This window comes from Microcystis aeruginosa FD4 (assembly GCF_009792235.1).
In the GTDB taxonomy this organism is placed as follows: domain Bacteria; phylum Cyanobacteriota; class Cyanobacteriia; order Cyanobacteriales; family Microcystaceae; genus Microcystis; species Microcystis viridis.
The window spans coordinates 4,233,240-4,255,797 of the sequence record NZ_CP046973.1 but is presented as its reverse complement, the minus strand read 5'-3'; the positions used below and the strand labels follow the sequence as shown (position 1 = coordinate 4,255,797).

Here is a 22,558-nt window from a genome sequence, read left to right as displayed (position 1 = left end):
ATTGTGTCTATAGCGTTTCCTAAGCTAGTGAGGTACACCTATTTTTCTTCCCTTTTGCCTTTTGCCTAAAACCCATAACTTTTGTACCTCAGCAGACTGAAAAACGCTATAGCTACTTATCATCAATTTCTTCATCCTCAAAGAGTAAAGGAGCTAAAGATTGTTTTAAATGCCATTCCACATAATAAACTAACATACATAAAAAGATATGAGCCTTCACTCTATCTCCTTTATAAGGATAGATAGGACGTACCTTTAAATCAATTGACTTATAACAGCGAAATGCCTCCTCCACTTGAGATAAACTTTTATAAGCTTTAACCGTTGTCGCTGCATCCATCAAGGTTGATTCAACAGAAGTTATTAACACATATACACCGTCTAATGCCGTTTTCTGAGCGATTAATTCCAGCTTACGTTGATAGGAAAAACTTTCTTCCGTTATCTATAATTTATAGTATTTAGGGCTGGCTGAATAATGGTACAACCCTTTTAAAATAAGGCTTTTGACCTGTTAAAATCCGATGTTCATACTGCGAAAATAGGATTGGGACATTCAAAAACCTTGCATTATCCTTTTTGTAGTACATATAATACCAAATTTCTAAATCCATGACAGACATCCACGCTCGAATGCTTGCCAAGCCTGCATTCGTTGTGACGCGAATAAAAAAAAATGGTATCCTATTGGTGATTTTCTCTCACTTAAGGTGAGCAGCAGAAGTTGTTCAAAGAGGGCGAATGCAATTCGCCCCTACAATAATATTATTTCGCCAATGGTAGGGGCGCACCGCGTGCGCCCAAAATGTCATCTGGATATTTCGACAAAATTGAGATGCACCAGGCATAACCATCTCTGTCATTACTTTTGAAAAATGGTATAATAGTAACAAAAATAGGACAACAAAGCCTGAAACTCCTGACGACCGACGACCGACGACCGACTCCTAACCCCACCAATACACTTTTTCAGCAAACCCTAGTTAAACCGGTAATATAGTCTAATCCTTCGATCGGTTTTACTAATTCATTGATTTTTGAGTTGGTGAAAATTCCTCGATCGCTTACTCAGACCACATTCTCAATCCCCCAACCTTTTCTGACTTTCTCAATTTAGTGATAATTTTTTGAAAATCCCTTTGAATAATAGCAAAATTTTTGTCCGTTAAAAGCGGCACATGAACGAATAAAGCCCTCGGATGATGTTTTAAAACTTGAAAATATAATTCTTCGCAGACAAACTGACCGGCATTATCGCTGATATAACTATAGTCAAGGTTTTTAATTAAATCTTGCAGTGGAATTGGTGTAAATAACTTTTTTGTGCTACTCCTAGCCTGAGATTCTAAACTTAAACGATAACGACTTTCTGCCATGCCACAACAAATAACTAAATCGTTTTTTTGGTCTTGAATAGCCTTGATAACTCGTTCACTAGCTCGATGAGTATTAACGGGAAGTTGACGCAAAAATAAAAGCTTTTTTGGATAATTATCTTGAATAGATACTAGCAAATCATCGGAGGAATTACTATGGTGATGGCATAACCAAGGCGCAAAAGAAGTTAAGAGAATTGTCAAGTTATCTCCTGATAGTTAATTGGGATAATCAACAAAAAAGCGATTAAAGGGACAAAAATTGCTACAATAACTGACGTGACCTCAATTAAAGACGAGATTGATATCCTATGCAACGCCGTAAATTTTTGCTGATCAGTGGCAGTTTAGGCGGTTTTAGCTTGGCAGCTTGCGCTGATCAAATTTTACAGCCTGTTACTTCCAAAAATCCCCCTGAGTCGGCTGTTAAACAAGCACAAAAGGCGAAAAAAGTCAAGATAATTGTGATTAGTGACCTTAATAGTCAATACGGTTCCACTACTTACGATCCCGAAATCGATCGAGCTATCCCCTTAATTATCAATAATAAACCCGATCTAGTCCTCTGTGGTGGCGACATGGTGGCAGGACAAAAAAGCAGCTTGACAGAGGCAGCAATTAACGCCATGTGGTCAGCCTTTGATCGCCATATCGCCGCACCCCTGCGAGCTGCTAAAATACCTTTTGGTTTTACCATCGGTAATCATGACGCTTCTGGAGCTTTATCCGCAGGAAAATTTATCTATGCTCAAGAGAGAAAATTAGCCCAAGATTATTGGCAAAACCCCCAACATGATACAAGTTTAAATTTTATCGATAAAACCGGCTTTCCTTTTTATTATACTTTCACTCAAAATGGTATATTCTATCTAGTTTGGGATGCCTCCACTCATTTAATCTCTGGGCAACAACTAAATTGGGCAGCAAAAAACTTGAGTAGTAGCGACGCTAAAAATGCTAAAATGCGGCTAGTAATTGGTCATTTACCCCTCTACGGTATTGCTGTGGGCAGAAATCGACCAGGGGATTATTTAGCCGATGCCGAGAAATTAAGAGCGTTTTTAGAGGGCCATCAGGTGCATACTTATATTAGTGGCCATGCTCACGCTTACTATCCGGGTAAACGGGGGCAATTACAATTATTACACGCGGGAGCTTTAGGCAGTGGACCGCGACGGTTATTGAACAGTGAACAAGCACCCAGAAAAACCTTAACAATTGTCGATATTAATCCCAATCAACAGGAGACAGTTTACACCACCTACGACATGAAAACCCAAGAGGCGATCAATATTACCAGTTTACCTCCTTTAATTATGGCTCCCAACGGGCAGGTTTTACGTCGAGATATTCCATCGGTTAACTAGAAAGGAATTCCCATAATGGCCACCGTCATCAGCACCGTTAATATGAAAGGAGGAGTAGGAAAAACTACCCTTACCGTCAACCTTGCCACCTGTTTAGCTAAATTTCAGCAAAAACGAGTCCTTGTCCTCGATTTAGACGCTCAAATCAGTGCGACTCTTAGCTTAATGTCTCCCCACGAATTCGCTCAACTGCGTCGCAAAAAACGCACTTTAAGCTATTTATTAGAAGCAATTATCAAACCCAATCCCTACAATAAATTAACTATTGATGATATTATCGTCCCTTCAGTCTGTGAAATTCAAGGCTTAGATTTACTCCCAGGAGACATCGAACTTTATGATGAATACGTCGTCTCAGAAACCCTGCACCACCAAGCAATTTTACATGAAGATTTAGGCTTTGATCATGCTTGGAATAACCTCGAAAGAATCTTAATTAAAAAAATTATTGATCCCATTCAAGACCGTTACGATTATATTATCATGGACTGCGCTCCGGGGTATAATCTTTTAACTCGTAGTGGTCTCTGTAGCAGTCATTTTTATTTACTACCTGCCCGTCCAGAACCTTTATCAATTGTCGGCATTCAGCTATTAGAAAGAAGAATAGTTAAACTGAAAGCTAGTCATCAAGAAACCGAACCGATTAACCCTGGGTTACTCGGCATAGTTTTTATTCTTTCCGGTGGTGGTTTACTCAGTCGCTACTATAATCAAGTCATGCGCCGGGTACAACAGGATTTTCAACCCCATCAAATTTTTGCTAATGCGATTCCTATGGATGTTAATGTAGCTAAAGCTGTGGATATGTTCGTGCCTGCGGTAGCAGCCATGCCCTCTTCTAGTGGTTCTAAAGCTTTTATGAAACTCACAGAAGAATTCTTGATGAAAACCAAAAAATAGGAGATAATTACTATGGTCATTGAGTGGTTAGAATTTCAAGTTAACCCCGAAGCAAGGGAAAAATTTATCCAAAAAGATGAAGAAATTTGGACAAAGTTTTTAGCAAAACAACCAGGTTTTTTAGGTAAAGAAATTTGGATTAATCCCGCCATCGAGGAGGAATTAATTATCGTTGCCCATTGGCAAACAGAAGAACAGTGGAAAGCTATCTCCAAAAATTTACTTGATGAGACCGAAGCAAAATTTTCCCTAGCCATGGGAAAAGATAATTATCAATTAATCAAAGTCAAGGAATTTCAAGTCAGAAAATTTCGAGAAAATTGTCAGAACAATTTAGGAGCCATGCAGCCCAGATAAAAAATCAATTCATCTTTTTGTCCCCTGTCAACCTAGCCAAACTTGTCCTGAGGGGCTAAAGTATGCTATAAGCAGTCAGACCCTGCCCTGGTCTCTATTCTTTCCGATTAGGTAAATTACTGATGACTCAACCGAAACGCGCCCTAATTACCGGCATCACCGGTCAAGATGGTTCCTATCTGAGCGAATTATTATTAGAAAAGGGTTACGAAGTCCACGGTATCATCCGTCGTACCTCAACTTTTAACACCGATCGCATCGATCATATCTACATTGACCCCCACCAGCCGGATGCTAAATTATTTCTTCATTATGGCGACCTCACCGACGGGACGACCCTGCGGCGTATCCTTGAACAAGTGCAACCGGTAGAAGTGTATAATTTAGGCGCACAATCCCACGTGCGAGTCAGTTTTGATGCCCCAGAATACACCGTCGATGCTGTGGGGGTGGGAGTTTTGAGATTACTAGAAGCAATTCGGGATTACCAAAAAAGAACCGGCATCGAAGTGCGTTTCTATCAAGCAGGTTCCTCGGAAATGTTCGGGAAAGTCATGGAAGTTCCCCAAAAAGAAACCACGCCATTTTATCCTCGCAGTCCCTACGCTTGTGCGAAAGTTTACGGTCACTGGCAAACGGTCAACTATCGGGAATCCTACGACTTATTTGCCTGTAACGGCATTTTATTTAACCATGAATCCCCCCGTCGGGGAGAAACTTTTGTCACGCGCAAAATTACCCGCGCTTTGGCCAGAATTATTGCTGGACAACAGCAAAAACTCTATTTAGGAAATCTCGATTCTAAAAGGGATTGGGGTTATGCTAAGGATTATGTGCGGGCGATGTGGTTAATGTTACAACAGGAAGAACCGGATGACTATGTGGTGGCGACCAATGAAACCTATTCTATCCGGGAGTTTCTCGATATTTCTTTCCAATACGTTAATTTAAATTGGCAGGATTATGTGGAGTTTGATCAACGTTATTTGCGTCCAGCGGAAGTGGATTTATTGATAGGAGATTCCACAAAAGCCAGAGAGAAATTAGGTTGGCAGCCGTCGGTGACGTTCGAGGGACTGGTAAAATTAATGGTAGATGCAGATTTAGCGGCTTTGGGGATTAATCTTAATAACGGTGGTGATAGCCAACAGTTATTAAAAGATCTGGCTTATCTTCGCAATCGTTCGATGACAACTGTGGATTAAAGAGGTAAAAATATGCTGAATTTAAGCGAACAGAGAATCGTTGTCACCGGGGGGGCCGGATTTTTAGGTCGGCAAGTAGTTAATCAATTAATTGCAGCGGGGGCAAATCCCGAAAAAATTACAATTCCTCGGTCCAAAGATTGTGATTTAAGAGTTTGGGAAAACTGTCAACGTTTAGCCAACGAAGAAGATTTAATTATCCATTTGGCGGCCCATGTGGGAGGTATCGGTCTCAATCGGGAAAAACCCGCCGAATTATTCTATGATAATTTGATGATGGGAACCCAATTAATTCACGCTGCCTATCTAGCAGGAGTGCAAAAATTTGTCTGTGTGGGGACAATTTGTGCCTATCCAAAATTTACTCCAGTACCTTTCCATGAAGACGATTTATGGTCAGGATATCCTGAAGAAACCAATGCGCCTTATGGTATCGCTAAAAAGGCTTTATTGGTACAATTAGAGTCCTATCGTTTGCAGTATGGTTTCAACGGAATTTATCTTTTACCGGTGAATTTATACGGACCAGAGGATAATTTTGATCCGGGTAGTTCCCATGTAATTCCTGCTTTAATTCGCAAGGTTTATGAGGCACAACAACGGGGGGATAAACAACTTCCTGTCTGGGGAGATGGTAGTCCAACCCGGGAGTTTCTCTACTCCACCGATGCAGCGCGAGGCATTGTCATGGCCAGTCAATTCTATAATGAATCAGACCCGGTTAATCTTGGTACAAATTATGAGATTTCTATCAAAGATTTAGTCGAATTAATCTGTGATTTAATGGGTTTTGATGGCGAAATTGTTTGGGAAATAGATAAACCGAATGGTCAACCGCGACGCTGTTTAGATACAACCCGCGCTCAGGAAAAATTCGGTTTTGTTGCCCAAATGGAATTTAAAGAAGGTTTGCAAAAAACCATTGAATGGTATCGGCAAAACGCCGCCTAGGTTATATTTTTGGTGTGTTAGATAAATAACTAACACACCAGATTTTTTTAAGGTTACTGACCAGTAAAATCAGAACGAAGGGTTAATTTTAAATCTTCCTTGGGGTTAATTGACAATAATTCCACCGATTCTCCTCGTAGTAACCACCCGGCTAATACTTCTAATCCTCCTCCTCGTAATAATCCCTCGCTAACCGGTTGGTCAGAAGTAAAGGAAGCGAGGACAGAAGCGGCGGATTTTCCTAATACTGCACCCTGAATAATTTTATCGGGGTTAACTCCCTTAATTAGTCTTTCTAGACGAGTGAAAACTGCCGAAATAGCATCAATAGATTTTTCTTGGGGTTGACGGGTTTTTAAAAAGATTTTTTGGGATAGAAAACGGGAACCTTGACCATCCGGTTTAATTTCTCCGATAATCTGACTACCATCGGGAATAATTGTCTGTCCTTGGGAATTTTTGATATTATCGGTGACGGTCAGAGATAAAGAAAAAGTTTCTTGTTTGGTTAAAAGAATTTTTTCCCCTTGCTCGTATTTTACAGGGATATCTGTGCCAGCTGGAATTAATCGATCATTTCCCAAAGGAATTGGTTTAATCGGGTTAATCGGGGCGAATTGACGTGCGATCGCAGGAGTCAAGGAAAGGGAGACCACAACGAAAGAAGCACTTAAAAGCATGATTAATAGGGTCAAAGGATGATGACGACCCTGCTTTTGAAAATTTAGCATCTTACCCTTGAGTTTCCTAGTGGGAGCGAATTAAAGATAGAGACGAAAGCGGAAAAAAGTTTGTTTCCAAGCAAGAAAATGCGGGAAAAAGGAGAATTTTAGCCAAAAATAACTGATATTTCCTACTAACTGCCAGTTATTAGTTTATTTGGTCTATTGAAACGCCAAAACTCTTGATTTGTCCGCAGTTCTTAGTTTTGAATGGTTAGGAGAACAACAACTATTTCTGGGAGAATTATAGGTTCAATCCTATCAAAAAAAAATCACCCGATCGAATTAAAGTCTGTGAAAAAATGTAACAATTGTGATAAAAAACTGAGGGTGTGGGGTATGGGGTGTGGGGTGTGGGGAATTATGAATTAGGAATTAGGGAGCGCCGGAGCGGGGAGTAAACGATAGTTTATATGTACTAAAAAGTCCAATACTCAGTTTAAATGCAGTAAAGCTTACTAAAGATAGAAATAGAGAGAGTGAAAGATTGCTAGACTCCTAGGGGTAGGTAGCTAAAAAAGTCTCTCCTCTAACCGCATAATGACACAATTAACTTTAATTTTTGCGATCGAGTAACCCAAAAATATTCTCCCTGATCACCCGTGAACTGGATGCTGTTAAAGCTAAAATAATCTTCATAGTCCCCAAGCTACCGAAACGAGCAAAGAGAGAATTGCCACTTTATCAATTAATCAATTATGGATTTACTCGAATACCAAGCTAAGGAAATATTTGCTCAAGTAGGTATCCCCATTTTACCTTCCCAACCAATCCACGAACCGGGGGGACTAAAAAGATTAAACATTCCCTATCCTATCGTGCTGAAGTCCCAGGTACGCACGGGAGGCCGGGGAAAAGCAGGAGGAGTGAGATTTGTCGCTAATACCATTGATGCGATCGCTGCTGCCCATGCTATCTTTCATTTACCGATCGCCGGAGAATATCCAGAGGTAATCCTAGCAGAAGCCCGTTACAATCCGCAACAAGAGATATTTTTAGCCATTTTACTCGATTATCATCTGCAAAGACCAGTTTTACTGGGTGCGAGTCAAGGGGGAATGGATGTGGACAGTTTACTGGAAACCATGCAAAAAGTGGTCATTGAAGAGAGATTTTCCCCCTATCTCTGTCGGCAATTAGCCGTATCTATGGGTTTAAGAGGGTCTTTGATCGAGTCTATCAGTCAAATTCTCGAAAAAATGTATAGTCTCTTTGTCAGCAAAGATCTCGATATTATCGAGATTAATCCCCTGGGTATCAACGAAGCTGGGGAAGTGATGGCCCTAGATGGCAAAATAAGTGTTAATGATGCCGCTTTAGCTAGACATCTCGATCTTCTGGCCTTGACCCCTCCCCAATTACAATCCCCTTGGTCGATAATTGATCAAACTGGCCAAATAGCCGTGATCAGTAATGGCCAGGGTTTGATGTCCACTGTCTGGGATGCCTTAGCCAGCAAGGGAGCAAAACTGGCGGCCTGGCTTATACTGGAGGAAAGACTAGAATTAGAGCAATTAAACGAGCAAATAGAGGGCGGTCTGCAACAATTCCAACTATTACCCGATTTAAAAGTGATTATCGTTGATATTATCAGTTATCCCGACTTTGTCCAAAAAGCGATCGAGAGTATTAGCAATTACTACCGCAGTTATAGCCCATTATCACCCGGCCGGGGCAGCGGCGAACGAACGATCCGGGCCACCCGACAGGAAAGACAAACCTTGGAACCCCGATCTTTTCTCAATCCCACCCCACCACAAATAATTTTTCGCGTCCTCGCTGACAGCAAAGCGATCGATCTTAGCCAGAGTTTAACCGATGTTAACTTTCATTGGTTAGAGTCTTTAGAAGAGGTAATCACTGAAGCAATTAAATTAGCCTAGAATCAATGATCAGTCATCAGTTTGTCGGCTGTACATCAGTAGGCTAGGGAGCATCTCACCTTTGTAACTCCTAAATTAAGTTTTATGTCAAGCTATTTTGAAAGCCTTACCAGAAGCAAGTTTTAGCGACAAGTATAATTACTCACTTGCATAAGTGAGATGATCCGGGTAAATTGTTTATTGGGAATCACCCAATTCAATCCTCAATTGGGTTCGATTTTCGACAACGCACAATCTGACCCCTTACATTACATTAAGGAGACTCCAAACTCTCATGACTAAGGAATTCAACGGGACAATCGCTCTCGACATTCGAGACTCTGTCCCAGATTGGGAACCCTACGCAGAACCCAAAGCCCCAGAAGGTTCCCCGAACATTCTTTACCTCGTCATTGACGATACAGGCTTCGGGGCTTGGGAAATGTTTGGCGGCAAGATCAAAATGCCCAATCTGAGCCGGATTGCCAAAAAAGGCTTGGTATATACCAACTTCCATACCACTGCTCTCTGTTCTCCCACCCGTTCATCTCTTTTAAATGGACGCAATGCCACCAGTAACGGGATGTCTTGTATTGAAGAAGCCACCACGGGTTTTCCTGGAATTGACACTCCCGTCGCTGAAAGCGAGGGATTCTTGGTTCACTGACTCAAGTTGTCTTGACAGGTATTGCTACCAACCAAAATAGAGCTTAAATCTCCCCAAGCGTTTAGGTCTGATGACCAACTTCCGATATGTCCTATCGTAGCTTTTTTGAGTATATTTAATGCCGCCATTTTGTCTCTATCTTCTACATATCCGCAAGAACAAACATGGGTTCTAACCGATAGAGACTTTTTAATTAACTTGCCACAATTAAAGCATTCTTGGCTAGTATAGGCGGGATTAACAGCAATAGTCAATCTGCCGTATTTAATGCCAAAATACTCAATCCATTTTCTTAATTGTGACCAGCCCGCATCATTAATACTCTTAGCTAGTTTTCGATTACGCACAAGGTTCTTGACCTTTAAATTTTCATAGGCTATCAAGTCGTTTGACTGAATTAAGCGGAGTGCCAATCTTTTAGCAAACTCTTCTCGCTGCCTACTTACTCTTAAATGTCCCAAGCGCGTACTTTTGTCTAGCCTTTTTGTAGTTATTAGACTGCTGTTGCCCTCTTCTAAACTTTTTAGATTTTCTCCTATTTAGTTTATTAAGACGCTTCTCTGCTTTTCGATAATATTTAGGAGGTTCTACTGTATTGTTGTCGCTATCGGCATAAAGATACTTTAGTCCCATGTCTAAACCTACACATTTTTTGGTAGGCTCTAATTTTGGGGTTATATCTCTCACATCAAGTTTTAACATTAACTGGCAATAATACCCGTCAGCACGTTTAACTATTCTCACCCTTTGAATTTGCCATTCTTGAAAATAAAACAAGTCTCGACTACCAATTAGTTTTAACTCTCCGATGTTTTTACCATCGGTGAAAGTTATTCTTTTGGTATCTCGATTAATCTTCCAGCCTGATTTTTTAAACTCAATAGAATGAGTACGTTTAGAGTATTTAGGGTATCCCTTTTTGCCAGGGATTTGGTTTTTACAGTTGTTATAGAACCTTAAAATAGCAGTCCAAGTCCGTTCGCAAGCTTGTTGACAAGCTGTAGAGTTAAGGTCTTTGACGAAAGAATATTCGTTTCTTAATTCGGTTGTGTATCGATAAATATCCTTTTGTCCTACACCTTTGTTATCTTCCCAATATCTAAGGCATTTATTCCGAACAAACTGAACTGTCCGAATTGCCTCATCAATGGCTTGATATTGAGATGGTTTTCCTCTAAGCTTGTACTCTAAAACGAACATCTTGCGTGCCGACCTACTACGCAAACTATTCTAGCACGCTAAGAATTGAGTTGTCAATCGTGCTTCGCTATTTCTATGCTGGCGGAACCTTTCATCTCATCGGTAAAACCGAGAGCCTTCAAGCCGACATTTCAGGTAATGGTCGCATCCCCTTTGAAAATGCCATGATTCCAGCCGTATTAGGTGAACGAGGCTGGAATACCTTCGCTGTGGGTAAATGGCATTTGCTACCGGAAGAAGAAGCGAATATGGCGGCAAGCAAGCGGAATTGGCCTCTGGGTCGTGGTTTTGAACGCTATTACGGATTTTTAGGGGGAGAAACGGATCAATGGTATCCTGATCTCGTCTATGACAATCATCTGATTGAGCCTCCCTATGGACCCGATTTAAAGGACACGGAGAACGGCTATCATCTCTCGAAAGACTTGGTAGATAAAGCAATTTCCTTTATCCAAGATACAACCGCGATCGCCCCTAAAAAACCTTGGATGATGTACTTCTCTCCCGGTGCGAATCATGCCCCCCATCAAATCTGGCCGGAGATGATCTTAAAGTATGAGTACAACACAACTTTAGGAGATAAAGACAATCCAGAGGATACCTCCTTTATTGACACTAGCGTCTTTAAAGATGGCTATGAAGAGTACCGCAAACAGGTTCTCGCCAACATGAAAGCGTTGGGAATCTTTGATGGCGACTTGTCCCCCGCGACGATCAATCCTCATAATGAGGGTGTACTTGATGAGAAATATGACGGTGAGCTTACTGAGAAAGATATCATTGGAGTACCTCCAGGAAAAGCTTGGCCTTCCACCGATTATGTAAGACCTTGGGGTGATTTGAACCAAAAAGAGAAGGCTCTGTTTATCCGTATGGCAGAAATTTATGCCGCTTTCTCCACCTACACCGATGAACAAATTGGTCGTTTGCTAGACTTTCTCGAAAAAACAGGGCAAATGGACAACACGATTATCATTGCTGTATCGGATAATGGTGCCAGTGCCGAGGGAGGTCCCAATGGCTCAGTCAACGAAAACCTATTCTTCAACGGCGTTGAGGACGATTTTGACACAAACTTTGCGTCTCTCCAAGATCTAGGGACAGAAAAAACCTACAATCACTACCCTTCCGGTTGGGCATGGGCTTTTGATACTCCCTTCAAATACTGGAAACGTTGGTCTGGCTATGAAGGCGGTGCGGCCACTCCCTTTATGATGTGCGGGCCCGGCATTAATAAGGAACTGCGGATGGCAGATTCTGGTATTCGCAAACAGTATATTCATGCGGTTGATGTCGTGCCAACCCTTTACGAAATGGTCGGCATAGAACCGCCAGAAGTAGTCAAAGGCTACACCCAAAACCCCATCGAGGGCATCAGCTTTGCTTATACTTTCCATCCGAATTATGGTCGACCTGAGTACCAGTTTCCTTACAAGGACGATGCTCTCAAGCCCAAAGACGAGAATGGGAAGCTTAAGAAGGTACGAGAGACTCAGTTTTATTCCATGCTGGGAACCCGAGGTGTTTGGTATAAAGGCTGGCACGCCTGTACTGTTCACGCTCCCACACCTTCTGATTGGAGTAACTTTGAGTTAGATACCTGGGAACTCTACTGTATGGATGGCGATGAGTGGAAAGGGAAACTTGGTCGTCCTCACCGTGTGGAAGCAGACCCGACTCAAAGTCACAATTTGGCTACAGTCTATCCCCGCAAGCTCGAACGATTGAAAAATATGTGGTTCGTGCAAGCAGGTATCTATAACGGTGTACCACTCGACGATCGCTCAACGACTGAAATCCTTTCAACGCCACGCCCTCAGTTGGCAGCTCCCCCAGACTTTAGTGGTGAGGGTGACTGGCCTGAAGACGAATTTGGATATATCTACTATCCAGGAGGATCAGAAATTCCTGAAGCGGTAGCCCCCAACATTCGGACTCGGTCTTATTCTATTACGGCAACCGTTGATTTCTCCAGTGGCGACACTCCAGAAGGGGTTTTGTTGGCTCACGGGGGACGATTTGGTGGACACAGTTTCTATATCCATGAGAATCGGCTTTGTTATGTTTATAACTGGCTAGGACAACGGGAGCAGAAGGTCAGTTGTCCACTCCCAACCAACGCTCTGGCTAATTTGACAGCCAATGATGAAGTGAAACTCAAAGTTGAATTTAACAAAAGTGCTTTACAGGGAGCAGATGCTCGCCTTGATGCAGCCGAGTACGGTAACAGCACTTTAGGAGAAGTTCAACTGTCCATTACCATCAAAGGTACCCCTGTTTCAGATTTACAGACGAAATGGGAGTTGGGTAATCGAAAAGATTGGAAGGAGTGGGGACAAGAGTGGGTACCCCCCAATCAGTTCCTGACCCAACCCTCCAAGTTTGCTCTATCTGGGGAAGGATTCAATATTGGTCGAGATGCCGGACAACCCGTGTCACACGACTACGCAGAAGACATCCCCTACGAGTTTGAAGGCGCGATCCTTGAAAAGGTCGTAGTCACCATCAAAAACGACGCAGCAGCAGCAGATCCTGAGAAAGAATTCAAGGGTATGTTGTGGCGTGACTAACCTCCTGAGTCTTAGGGCTTGCCCATAGACGCTATCTTTAGGGGCAATTCATGAATTGCCCCTACCCAAAACATTGTTTATAGGGGCATTGCCTAACTTCTAGTAATTTTAACCTTTACTCTTATTCAAAATGACTTCAAATTCACAAATATCTAAAAAACCGCCCTCTCATCCGGGTAAACCTCCCCATAAAGATATGGTCTGGATTCCTGAACGCACTTTCCAGATGGGAGCAGACAACTCAAAATATCCAGAAGAAGCACCCGCTCACTGGGTAACCGTCAGTGGCTTCTGGATGGATAAGTATTTAGTGACTAACAAACAATTCCAAAAATTCGTCAAAGAAACAGGCTACGTTACCTTTGCAGAAAAACCGCCGAAAGCAGAAGACTATCCTGATGCTGATCCCGCAATGTTAGTACCCGGATCGGCAGTATTTGTTAAGCCCGATCGCCCTGTCGATCCCCGGACTTTATGTTGGTGGCAGTACGTCCCTGGTGCTGACTGGCAACATCCTGAAGGTCCCAATAGTTCCATTAAAAATCGAGAAAATTTCCCTGTTGTGCATATTGTGTATGAAGATGCTCTTGCCTATGCTAAATGGGCAGGTAAAGAACTGCCAACGGAAGCCCAGTGGGAATTAGCAGCACGAGGCGGATTAGATGGCGCAGACTTCGCTTGGGGTAATGAATTTATGCCCAACGGTAAGGTAATGGCAAATACCTGGCAAGGAAGGTTTCCTTGGGAAAATTTAAAACATCATCCACCAGGGACAGAAACTGTTGGTAGCTATCCTGCCAATGGCTATGGACTCTACGACATGATTGGTAATGTTTGGGAATGGACAACCGATTGGTATCGGGAGAAACATCCAGAAAACCCGACAAAAGCTTGCTGCACGCCCAAAAATCCTAGAGGTGGAACAGAAGCAGATAGCTACAACCGAAAATTATCACCCTCAATGCAAAAACCACGTAAGGTACTTAAAGGGGGTTCTTTTCTCTGTTCGCCTAACTACTGCGCTCGCTACCGTCCCGCCGCTCGTCACCCGGAGGATATCGATACCTCCACTAACCACATTGGTTTTCGGACAATTGTTTGCCCTTCTGTAACGATTGAACAAGATTAGGCAATTCCAACATCGAGTTATTGACATCCTCGCCGCCGTAAAACGGACGGCGATTCCTCACCACGCCACTTTTTTAGGGTGGTCGCGTCAACGGGGTTGACGCAGATAGCGAAAAACGCTTAATTGCTTAAGTCTGACACTTTCGACCCGTCCGTTTTCAGTGTCCGAATGCCCTCCGGCCACTTTGAACAAGTCGAAAAAATCTCATGTTCAACCTTATTTCCTAGAAAGTTTTACTCGTTCAAGGCCGAATTTGAAGTCTTTTCTGAACGAAACCCCTTACTATCTGTTGTCAAGGTTCAGTTTTTAGCTTGGTTATCGCTTTTTCCATTGTAGCTTAAAGCCGTCGTAAAACGACGGGGTTTTAACCCAAATTTTCGATAACCGCAAGCACCTGACCAGCCGTGAGGTGGAAAGACTGCTAGAGGCAATCAAGGGGAGCAGGAACGCCCCCCGCGATTTCTGTCTGGTGTTGTTGATGTATCGTCACGGATTGAGGGTTTCTGAAGCCTGTAGGCTGCGTCTAGACCAGGTGGATACCAAAAGCCGTCAACTGCACGTCACGAGGCTTAAAGGGGGCTTATCGACAACCCATCCGCTCAGAGGGGATGAGTTAAGGGCGATCCAGAAATGGCTAAGCGTGAGGGGAAAGCTGAAACCAGAGAGCAAGGCGTTCTTTGTGAGTGAGCAGAAAAAGCCCCTACACCGCTCAACGGTCAATCTCAGTAGATGGAAAAGTTTTTGTCCAATAGCGAGCGCTAAATGATAGGGGCTAAAAAATTAGGGATTTTCTTAGTATTTATGTACTCAGGCAACGACTAATGATAAGTAAAAGTTATCTATATCTAGATTGACTAATCAAAGAAAAAATTGCTCAAAAAAAACATAAAAATGTTAGAATAAAATCAATAAACTTCAGCAATAAATTTGAAAATTGATTAACGAAACCCGCCAAATACTACTAACAGAATCAGAAACATTACCAACAACAATTGATTGTTTAATTCAACATATCCCTCTCGAAACTCAGGGTGGATTTACTGCCTCAGACTTGTATCAAATATTAGTCAGGGCAGCCAGCAATTGTGACAGCATTGAAAACACATCTAAAATGCTTAAAAATGCTAGGTGTGGTCGAAATATTCGCCATCACTTAGACAAAATAAATGATTTTGATACCTTAGAGTCGCCAGTTAATCTAGCCTGACAAAGTCAGGTATTACCAAGAATCAAAAAAAGAAAGCTTAAATTAGCAATTGACCTAAATTTAATTCCTTATTATGGTGAACCATCTGATAGCGAAAAACCTTATATTTACCGAAGTCAGGCTAAACAGGGAACTTGCTCGTTTTATGCTTATGCGACCTTATATCTTATTAAAAAAGGAAAAAGATTAACTTTAGCTATCAGGGGGATTCGGAATACGGACACAACTGTCGCCATTATTACCTATTTATTAGCATTAGGCTCTTCTCTAAAGATAGATTTTAAAACTCTTTATTTAGGGTTTGCTGAATAAAGCTAAAAACCTTGTTGGGTAAGACTTTTAGACCTTTTGTCAATTAAAAAGTACTGGATATGGCAGTGATCGGGGGGAAATTTAGGCACTTTTTCCCTGAAAATTAGGTAATTGGCCACCTCAAAACTGGTAAAACCCCACACCCCACACCCTACACCCCACACCCTGTCCCCACTAAAAGACTTTTTCAGCAAACCCTATTTAGACCGAGGCTTTTTTAGTATTGCTGTTATTCGTTGGTTACAAGCTTGAAAAATCCCTTTCATTATGCCAGCAATTATCCGAGGTAAAACAGGGGGAATTAAGCAATTTATTCAAGGAAATAAAAGTTATCAAACTACTTCCACTATGGGGAAAGACCAAAATAATTGTGTAACTTTTGATTTATGGATAGTTTGTCAATATAAAAAAGGCAAGAGAAACCAGCAGGGAATTCAATATTTTGCTTATGTCGTTTATTTACCATCTATTAAACTAGATTATATTCATACTGCCTATCGTCAGCGGTTTGGGATTGAGACTAGCTATAGAATTAAAAATATTTGTCGCCTTAAAACCACTAATAAAAAGCCAGTTATTCGTTTATTATTTATCGGAATTTCCTTTCTTCTTGTTAATATTTGGATTAATTTATTATGGCGAAAAGTTTGTTTTCCGAGACGGGGTGGACGCTTAATTTATCGAGAGTTATTTACTTTTCAACAAATGCTATCGTTTTTAAGGCAAGCCGTTGATAAAATCTATCAAGTTGTTGATACTATCTATTTGCCTTCTGGCTAATAGCAATAGTCTTTTTTCTTAGACATAAGTTTTCTTAATTAGTTTCTCTAAGTATTTTGTATCAGATGTTACTAAATACTCTGGTTATTCAAACTTTTCCATCTACTGAAATTAAGTTTTATGTCAAGCTATTTTGAAAGCCTTACCAGAAGCAAGTTTTAGCGACAAGCATAATTACTCACTTGCATAAATGAGATGCTCCCCTTGCCTTCAGAACCTGATTACTGTTTACTGTTTACTGACCACTGAAAAAAAAACTCCCATCAACAGTGTCTCACTGATTACTGTTTACTGTTTACTGAAACAACTCCCAACACTTAATATATGAAATGGACAGATAAAGATCAGATAATTATGCAAGGGATCGATCGACCCCTAGGCAAATATTATGCGGCAAGATTGAAAACTCAGGGAACCTGTTTAGTAGCGGGGGTGGCTAGTGGCCAAGGTGGTGAGATAATCGCAGAGATACCAGTGTTTGATCTAGTGGCCGAGGCCGTTGCTGAAGCCGGAGAAATCAAGACCAGTTTAATTTTAGTTCCCCCCAATCAAGTCTTAGATGCGGCCTTAGAAGCGATCGCAGCAGCAATTCCCCAATTAATTATCGTCACCCCCGGAGTTCCCCCCTTGGATCTGGTGGAATTATTAAAGATAGCTAGTACCACCGGGACATTAATTCTCGGCCCCGGCAGCCAGGGTGTGATTATTCCCAATTATCTTTGGTTGGGTATTTGTGAACCCAGTTTTTATCAATCGGGGACAATCGGTCTGATCACCCGCGGCGATCGCATAGGGGATGAAGTGGCGAAAACTTTAACAGCAGCCGGGTATGGTGAATCTATGGCGGTAAATTTGGGTACTGACGGCATTATTGGCTCCAATTTGTCCCAATGGTTCCAGGTTTTTGAGGAAGATGAAAATACCGAGGCGATTCTCCTCGTCAGTCAGGTGGGAGGAAAGGCCGAAATCGAGGCGGCCAAATATATTGCCTCGGCGATCAAAAAACCGGTGATTGCCTATCTTGTGGGATTAAATGCAGCGATTGAAACCAATTTCGGCGATACAGAAACAATTATTTCTAACCAACTTTCCTACTCTGTTGCCGCTAAGAATACGAGAAAAGATAGCTTACGTCATTTTCAAGAAGCTGGGGTGACAGTGGTAGAAAAATTAGCCGATTTACCCACCTCTTTAGCTAAAGTCTTGTCGTGAATTTTCCCCCATTGCCTCAATAATAAGCTGTTTACTACCTAAATTACTTGTTAAGACTGCAAGGGAGCGCCGGATTTGGGATCAGGGAGAGGAAGTTTGAGCATTTGTACTAAAATTTCTCATACTAAATCCGGTTATTAAAAACTGATTATTTATTCACCCTTTTGCATGAGTGCCTCTTGCATGAGTGCCTGTCCTCATAAGTAGCCTATACTCAACGGATTTAGTATAATACGCAGTTTAAATTCAGTACAGCTTAGTAACCAGATGGAGAAGATGAGTGCCTGTTGCCCCTTGCCTTGAGAAGCTGATAACTGATAACTGATCGCTGATTAAGGGATAATCAACACTGGACAGGGGGCAAGGTTAATAACTTTGGTGGTGACGCTTTCGGACACGCCTTCGCTGGTTAATCCTAAACCCCGACAACCCATAACGATCAGGTCGGCATTAACTTCATCGGCCACATCACAGATGACAAAAGAGGGTATTCCCTCCCTTTCAATCATTTCCGCCTTGATGCCAGCTTGCGCGAAAATCGCTTGCGCCGATTGTAACAATCTATCCACCGCTTCGATCGAACTCATCTTATCGTCGGGGGCAATTTCTCCGGTGGGTGTCGTTTCCACCACCGACAACAGGACTAAACGACTGTCAAAGATTTTGACTAATTCGATCACACTACTGGTCGCGTCACGACTTTCGCGGCTGTGGTCGATGGGAAATAAAATCGTCTCAAACATAATTAGCAAGTCTCTCCAATCAAATTTTTCTGGGCAAATCAGTCTTGGAACTGCAAAACTGATCCCCAAATCTGAAATAATCTTTGTCAAAGTAATTGTCGCAAGTAGCGATACCCTGATTTAATCTTTATTGTACGGTAAGCAATCTAGGAGGTTATGGGCTGTGTCAAAAAAAACAGTAGCGAATTTAACAGAAGCTGATTTAGCGGGCAAACGGGTCTTAGTCCGGGTCGATTTTAACGTTCCCATGGACAAGGCCACCGGGAAAATCAGCGATGATACCCGCATTCGGGCGGCCTTGCCAACCATTGAGGATTTAATCAAAAAAGGGGCTAAGGTTATTTTATGCAGCCACATGGGTCGTCCCGACGGTGAGGTTCAAGAAAATTTGCGTCTGACCCCTGTAGCTAAACGTCTCTCGGAATTATTGGGCCAAGAAGTAATCATGTGTCCCGATTGTATTGGTGAGGGAGTTACGGCAGCGATTAGCCAAATGTCTAACGGTCAAGTGGCCCTTTTAGAAAATCTGCGTTTCCACGGTGAAGAGGAGGCAAATGACCCCGATTTTGCCAAAAAATTAGCCGCTAACGCCGATTTATACGTTAATGATGCTTTTGGTACCGCCCACCGCGCCCACGCTTCTACGGAAGGCGTTACCCACTATCTCAGCCCCTCGGTGGCGGGTTATTTAATTGAAAAAGAGTTAAACTACCTACAAGCAGCTATTGAAACTCCCCAACGTCCCCTAGCGGCGATTATCGGCGGTTCTAAGGTTTCTAGTAAAATTGGCGTGATCGAAACTTTATTAGAAAAGTGCGATAAACTGCTCATCGGTGGCGGTATGATCTTTACTTTCTACAAGGCCCGCGGCTTAAGTGTTGGTAAGTCTTTGGTGGAAGAAGACAAACTGGAATTAGCTAAATCTCTAGAAGCAAAAGCTAAAGAAAAAGGGGTGGAATTCCTCCTTCCTACCGATGTGGTCTTAGCGGATAAATTCGATAAAGAGGCCAATTCCCAAATCGTCAAGGTCGAAAATATTCCCGATGGTTGGATGGGATTGGATATTGGACCTGAATCAGTTAAAGTTTTCCAAAAAGCTTTATCTAACTGTAAATCTGTCCTCTGGAATGGCCCGATGGGGGTGTTCGAGTTCGATAAATTTGCGGCGGGTACAGATGCGATCGCTCACACTTTAGCCGATTTAACTGCTACGGGTACAACTACCATTATCGGTGGTGGTGACTCGGTGGCGGCGGTGGAAAAAGTGGGAGTGGCGGAAAAAATGAGCCATATTTCCACCGGTGGTGGTGCTAGTTTGGAATTACTCGAAGGCAAGGTTTTACCCGGTATTGCCGCTCTCGATGAAGCCTAATTATCGCTAATATCTAAGGTTTAAACAAGGTGGGTGTTGCCCCACCTTTTTTTATGAATTAGGCAGTGGGGAGACCACTTCGTGCGCGTTGCGGGGGAGATGGGGAAGTGGGGGGATGGGGAGTGGGTTTTTCAAGTTGGATTGGAAGTTAATCATACCAAGACCTTTGCGACAAACCCTAAATAAGCTAAGACGTATTTAAACTGCTTATTCTTAGATTAGCCGAATCTTCCTCAATCCCTTTACTGTTGCCTCTTGCCTCTTGCCTCTTGCCTCGTCTCAACAAGCAATTTAAATTACGAACAGCTTAGTTGAGTCATTAGGATACTGCAATCGCGGTAAAATCCACCCGCTGATATAAATCTGTCAGGGATATTTGAAAATCTAGAGAAAACAAAGTTAAAATCGCTTCTTGATCGTGATAATCCCGAAATGCCCAATGATCACCTCTTTTATGAAATTGTTCGATATAATAACCATATTGATCGATTAAAATATATTCTTCAAAACTATTAAGAGAGCGATAAAACTTAAACTTATCACCCCGATTATAGTCTTGAGTAGATTTTGATAAAACCTCGATAATAACCTGTGGATTGGTAATCGTATCGGTGCGTCCTCTTTCAAGAATTGGTTCTCCCTTGACGATCATAAGATCGGGATAGGTGTACACATTATAGGCGGGTATTGCCAAGCGTAGATCGGTGATAAATATATCATAGGCTTGATTCTGGATAGTTAAGGGAAATCTTCTGTAAAAATTTCCCGCAATGCGATTATGGTTAGGAGTTCCCCCAGTCATAATAATAATTTCTCCATCTCGATACTCGTGTCTGTCGGTGGCAGTTTCCTCTAGTTGAAAGTATTCTGCGACTGTGTAGCGTTTCTCAGTGGTTGCGACCATATTGCCCCCTTGAAAGCAAAGCTCTGTTTTTATAATAACCTGTTTTCTGAAAAGGTACAATTATCGGTTTTAATCAGGTGCTGACTGCTGTACAAATATCGAGAGACCTTGTTAACAAGGTCTCTCCAAAGTGGGTGGGATTATTGTTGCTAATTTGCTAATCCGGTTGGGATAATTTGAGGATAGCGCCGGTGACTTTCATGCTTTCTTGATAAAGCACGTCCTGGCCCCAACGCTGTAACTGTTTACCTAGCAGAGTTTCTGTTTTTTGGTCTTCCAGATGGGACACTTGTTCAATGCGGCAAGATTGGGCCCCTCCCGAAGCTTCCATCCGCATACAGCCGGTAGTTCCCGAACAAATTACCGTACAACAATCAGCCTGAAGATTAGTAGAACTGAGTTTAATACTAATCAGATCCCCTTGTATCTCACCCCAATCGGCCACGGGAATACCAGCTAATTCTGCTTCAATTAAACGCTGGTCTTGACCGAGGAAGCTAATCCGATGAATAGCGTAATCTCCCGACCGGTGACTATATCCCACCGGTCGCCATTGTAACCGGCTGGCCATCCAACCGAGGAACATAAAAGCTTGGCAAGGATTGCCCTTTTCGTAATCAATAGTGATGCGATCGACTTCCAGAATAGCATCCCGGCGCTCCGGCGGATCAAAAGCCTCGGCGGTTAGTTCTTGCCAAGGGGCCAGACGACTCCAGTTTAGGTCAGCTAATGGTACATCTGTGGCTAATAAATCCCCCACCTGCAGCAGTTCCGTTTCCGGTTCCCGAAAAGTGCTGGAATCGACGATAATCGTATCACATTGACTGGCCAGACGCTTAAATAGTCCATATTCCCCATCGGGACTGGCTTTCCACCAGAGAAATTTGGGCAAACTGGGAATAGTTAACTCGGAAATAATGCCGCCAATTCGTTCCAAAGCTTCCGCTGTACCGCTTAAAGTGACGTATTCACAGCAAACTAAAGTGTTCTGACTACGTTTGTTAACGGGACAATAGGCAGAAACGGAGGCTTTCACCCCTTCATCGGCCTCGGCAGTGGGACAGAGGGTAATAATGCGACAGGGATTGGAAGCAGCGATCGCATCTGCGACCCCAATCGCATCCAAATCGGCGGCGTATTGACGACGATTAGCCCCGTCCTCGGCGTTTTTTTCCGCTTCCCAGGCTGCCCTTAACCGAGCGACAAATTCATCGCTAGAAAGCCCAGTTACTTCTAGTTCTAGGTCTTTCTGGGCGACCTTGATAGCGGCGTGGGTCCGCGGACCGGCAATACCATCAATCGGGCCGGTGTAATAGCCGAGAAGGGTTAACAATTCCTGTACTGCGTCGGGTTCATAGACAATAAAGCTAAAGGTGGTGGCCCGGGTAGCGGCCATACCATCCTGATTATCATTATAGGATTGCCAGATATCGCGCAGTTCCTGCTCGATCACATCGATGGAAACATCTTTTGGTGCTTGCAGGGAGACAATGGGGGGGCTTTGGGTAGTCATGTCAGTTATCAGTTATCAGTTATCAGTTATCAGTTATCAGTTATCAGCTATCAGTTATCAGTTATCAGTTACCAGTTATCAGGTGTGAGTTTTTAGTGAATAGTATTAAGCGACAAGCTCGGAGCTGCCTTTTAACTGTTTACTGTTTACTGTTTACTGCTCACTGATTACTGTTTACTGTTTACTGCTCACTGATTACTGTTCAC

The 22,558-nt window shown here is 42.6% G+C and carries 20 protein-coding genes and 2 pseudogenes; 15 read left to right on the top strand and 7 right to left on the bottom strand.

Annotated features, from left to right (window positions below; all coding sequences use genetic code 11):
• Nucleotides 1-118: 118 nt before the first annotated feature.
• Nucleotides 119-445: pseudogene (locus tag GQR42_RS30120) on the bottom strand (IS1634 family transposase); the annotation flags it as partial.
• Between the two features lie 619 nt (nucleotides 446-1,064).
• Nucleotides 1,065-1,580 carry a pyroglutamyl-peptidase I family protein gene (locus tag GQR42_RS21080; protein WP_158201483.1) on the bottom strand — a complete coding sequence of 172 codons (516 nt, stop codon included), beginning with the start codon at nucleotides 1,578-1,580 and terminating at the stop codon, nucleotides 1,065-1,067.
• A 107-nt stretch (nucleotides 1,581-1,687) separates the two neighbouring features.
• On the opposite strand from GQR42_RS21080, the gene GQR42_RS21075 reads away from it, so the two are divergent.
• The 5 genes from GQR42_RS21075 to GQR42_RS21055 all read left to right on the top strand — a co-directional run bounded on the left by GQR42_RS21075 (nucleotide 1,688) and on the right by GQR42_RS21055 (nucleotide 6,159).
• Nucleotides 1,688-2,743, top strand: a complete 1,056-nt coding sequence (locus tag GQR42_RS21075; protein ID WP_158201482.1) for a metallophosphoesterase family protein — start codon at nucleotides 1,688-1,690, stop codon at nucleotides 2,741-2,743.
• 15 nt (nucleotides 2,744-2,758) lie between these two features.
• Nucleotides 2,759-3,646, top strand: coding sequence for a ParA family protein (locus GQR42_RS21070; protein ID WP_158201481.1), 888 nt, complete (start codon nucleotides 2,759-2,761; stop codon nucleotides 3,644-3,646).
• Between the two features lie 12 nt (nucleotides 3,647-3,658).
• A complete protein-coding gene (locus GQR42_RS21065; RefSeq protein ID WP_158201480.1) occupies nucleotides 3,659-4,003 on the top strand; it encodes a TIGR03792 family protein in 345 nt (114 codons plus the stop codon).
• Between the two features lie 122 nt (nucleotides 4,004-4,125).
• On the top strand, nucleotides 4,126-5,208 hold the full coding sequence (gene gmd / locus GQR42_RS21060; RefSeq protein ID WP_158201479.1) for a GDP-mannose 4,6-dehydratase: 1,083 nt from the start codon (nucleotides 4,126-4,128) through the stop codon (nucleotides 5,206-5,208).
• Between the two features lie 12 nt (nucleotides 5,209-5,220).
• Nucleotides 5,221-6,159 (top strand): GDP-L-fucose synthase family protein, encoded by a 939-nt coding sequence (locus GQR42_RS21055; protein ID WP_130757147.1) that lies wholly within the window; start codon nucleotides 5,221-5,223, stop codon nucleotides 6,157-6,159.
• 53 nt (nucleotides 6,160-6,212) lie between these two features.
• Here GQR42_RS21055 and GQR42_RS21050 read toward each other — a convergent pair whose 3' ends face one another.
• A complete protein-coding gene (locus GQR42_RS21050) occupies nucleotides 6,213-6,890 on the bottom strand; it encodes a hypothetical protein (protein ID WP_158201478.1) in 678 nt (225 codons plus the stop codon).
• A gap of 689 nt (nucleotides 6,891-7,579) precedes the next feature.
• On the opposite strand from GQR42_RS21050, the gene GQR42_RS21045 reads away from it, so the two are divergent.
• On the top strand, nucleotides 7,580-8,764 hold the full coding sequence (locus GQR42_RS21045) for an ATP-grasp domain-containing protein (RefSeq protein WP_158201477.1): 1,185 nt from the start codon (nucleotides 7,580-7,582) through the stop codon (nucleotides 8,762-8,764).
• A gap of 274 nt (nucleotides 8,765-9,038) precedes the next feature.
• The gene (locus GQR42_RS21040) at nucleotides 9,039-9,410 is read left to right on the top strand and encodes a sulfatase-like hydrolase/transferase (protein WP_305848821.1); all 372 of its coding nucleotides are present in this window, start codon (nucleotides 9,039-9,041) and stop codon (nucleotides 9,408-9,410) included.
• On the opposite strand, the pseudogene GQR42_RS29040 reads toward GQR42_RS21040, so the two are convergent.
• Nucleotides 9,404-10,610: pseudogene (locus GQR42_RS29040) on the bottom strand (RNA-guided endonuclease InsQ/TnpB family protein). The gene GQR42_RS21040 and the pseudogene GQR42_RS29040 sit on opposite strands and share 7 nt — an antisense overlap.
• A gap of 59 nt (nucleotides 10,611-10,669) precedes the next feature.
• Between GQR42_RS29040 and GQR42_RS21030 the strand changes: the two are divergent.
• The 7 genes from GQR42_RS21030 (at nucleotide 10,670) to GQR42_RS21005 (ending at nucleotide 17,820) form a co-directional block, all read left to right on the top strand.
• Entirely contained in the window at nucleotides 10,670-13,180 is a 2,511-nt protein-coding gene (locus GQR42_RS21030) for a sulfatase-like hydrolase/transferase (RefSeq protein WP_233271109.1), read from the top strand.
• A 130-nt stretch (nucleotides 13,181-13,310) separates the two neighbouring features.
• Entirely contained in the window at nucleotides 13,311-14,309 is a 999-nt protein-coding gene (locus GQR42_RS21025; protein ID WP_158201476.1) for a formylglycine-generating enzyme family protein, read from the top strand.
• A gap of 373 nt (nucleotides 14,310-14,682) precedes the next feature.
• Nucleotides 14,683-15,075 carry a tyrosine-type recombinase/integrase gene (locus GQR42_RS30115; protein WP_158202539.1) on the top strand — a complete coding sequence of 131 codons (393 nt, stop codon included), beginning with the start codon at nucleotides 14,683-14,685 and terminating at the stop codon, nucleotides 15,073-15,075.
• A gap of 168 nt (nucleotides 15,076-15,243) precedes the next feature.
• Nucleotides 15,244-15,516 carry a hypothetical protein gene (locus tag GQR42_RS21015; RefSeq protein ID WP_158201475.1) on the top strand — a complete coding sequence of 91 codons (273 nt, stop codon included), beginning with the start codon at nucleotides 15,244-15,246 and terminating at the stop codon, nucleotides 15,514-15,516.
• Between the two features lie 423 nt (nucleotides 15,517-15,939).
• Nucleotides 15,940-16,080, top strand: coding sequence for a hypothetical protein (locus tag GQR42_RS27935; RefSeq protein ID WP_199273221.1), 141 nt, complete (start codon nucleotides 15,940-15,942; stop codon nucleotides 16,078-16,080).
• 15 nt (nucleotides 16,081-16,095) lie between these two features.
• Nucleotides 16,096-16,608 (top strand): transposase, encoded by a 513-nt coding sequence (locus GQR42_RS21010; RefSeq protein ID WP_158201474.1) that lies wholly within the window; start codon nucleotides 16,096-16,098, stop codon nucleotides 16,606-16,608.
• Between the two features lie 324 nt (nucleotides 16,609-16,932).
• Nucleotides 16,933-17,820 (top strand): succinate--CoA ligase subunit alpha, encoded by an 888-nt coding sequence (locus GQR42_RS21005; RefSeq protein ID WP_158201473.1) that lies wholly within the window; start codon nucleotides 16,933-16,935, stop codon nucleotides 17,818-17,820.
• A gap of 332 nt (nucleotides 17,821-18,152) precedes the next feature.
• On the opposite strand, the gene GQR42_RS21000 is transcribed toward GQR42_RS21005, so the two are convergent.
• Nucleotides 18,153-18,563, bottom strand: coding sequence for a universal stress protein (locus GQR42_RS21000; RefSeq protein ID WP_045361308.1), 411 nt, complete (start codon nucleotides 18,561-18,563; stop codon nucleotides 18,153-18,155).
• A gap of 163 nt (nucleotides 18,564-18,726) precedes the next feature.
• On the opposite strand from GQR42_RS21000, the gene GQR42_RS20995 reads away from it, so the two are divergent.
• Nucleotides 18,727-19,935 carry a phosphoglycerate kinase gene (locus tag GQR42_RS20995; RefSeq protein ID WP_158201472.1) on the top strand — a complete coding sequence of 403 codons (1,209 nt, stop codon included), beginning with the start codon at nucleotides 18,727-18,729 and terminating at the stop codon, nucleotides 19,933-19,935.
• Nucleotides 19,936-20,254: 319 nt separating this feature from the next.
• Here the strand turns inward: GQR42_RS20995 and GQR42_RS20990 are convergent, their stop codons facing one another.
• Both GQR42_RS20990 and opcA read right to left on the bottom strand, forming a co-directional pair.
• On the bottom strand, nucleotides 20,255-20,839 hold the full coding sequence (locus GQR42_RS20990) for a Uma2 family endonuclease (RefSeq protein ID WP_158201471.1): 585 nt from the start codon (nucleotides 20,837-20,839) through the stop codon (nucleotides 20,255-20,257).
• Between the two features lie 157 nt (nucleotides 20,840-20,996).
• Nucleotides 20,997-22,352, bottom strand: a complete 1,356-nt coding sequence (gene opcA, locus GQR42_RS20985; protein WP_158201470.1) for a glucose-6-phosphate dehydrogenase assembly protein OpcA — start codon at nucleotides 22,350-22,352, stop codon at nucleotides 20,997-20,999.
• Nucleotides 22,353-22,558: the final 206 nt, after the last annotated feature.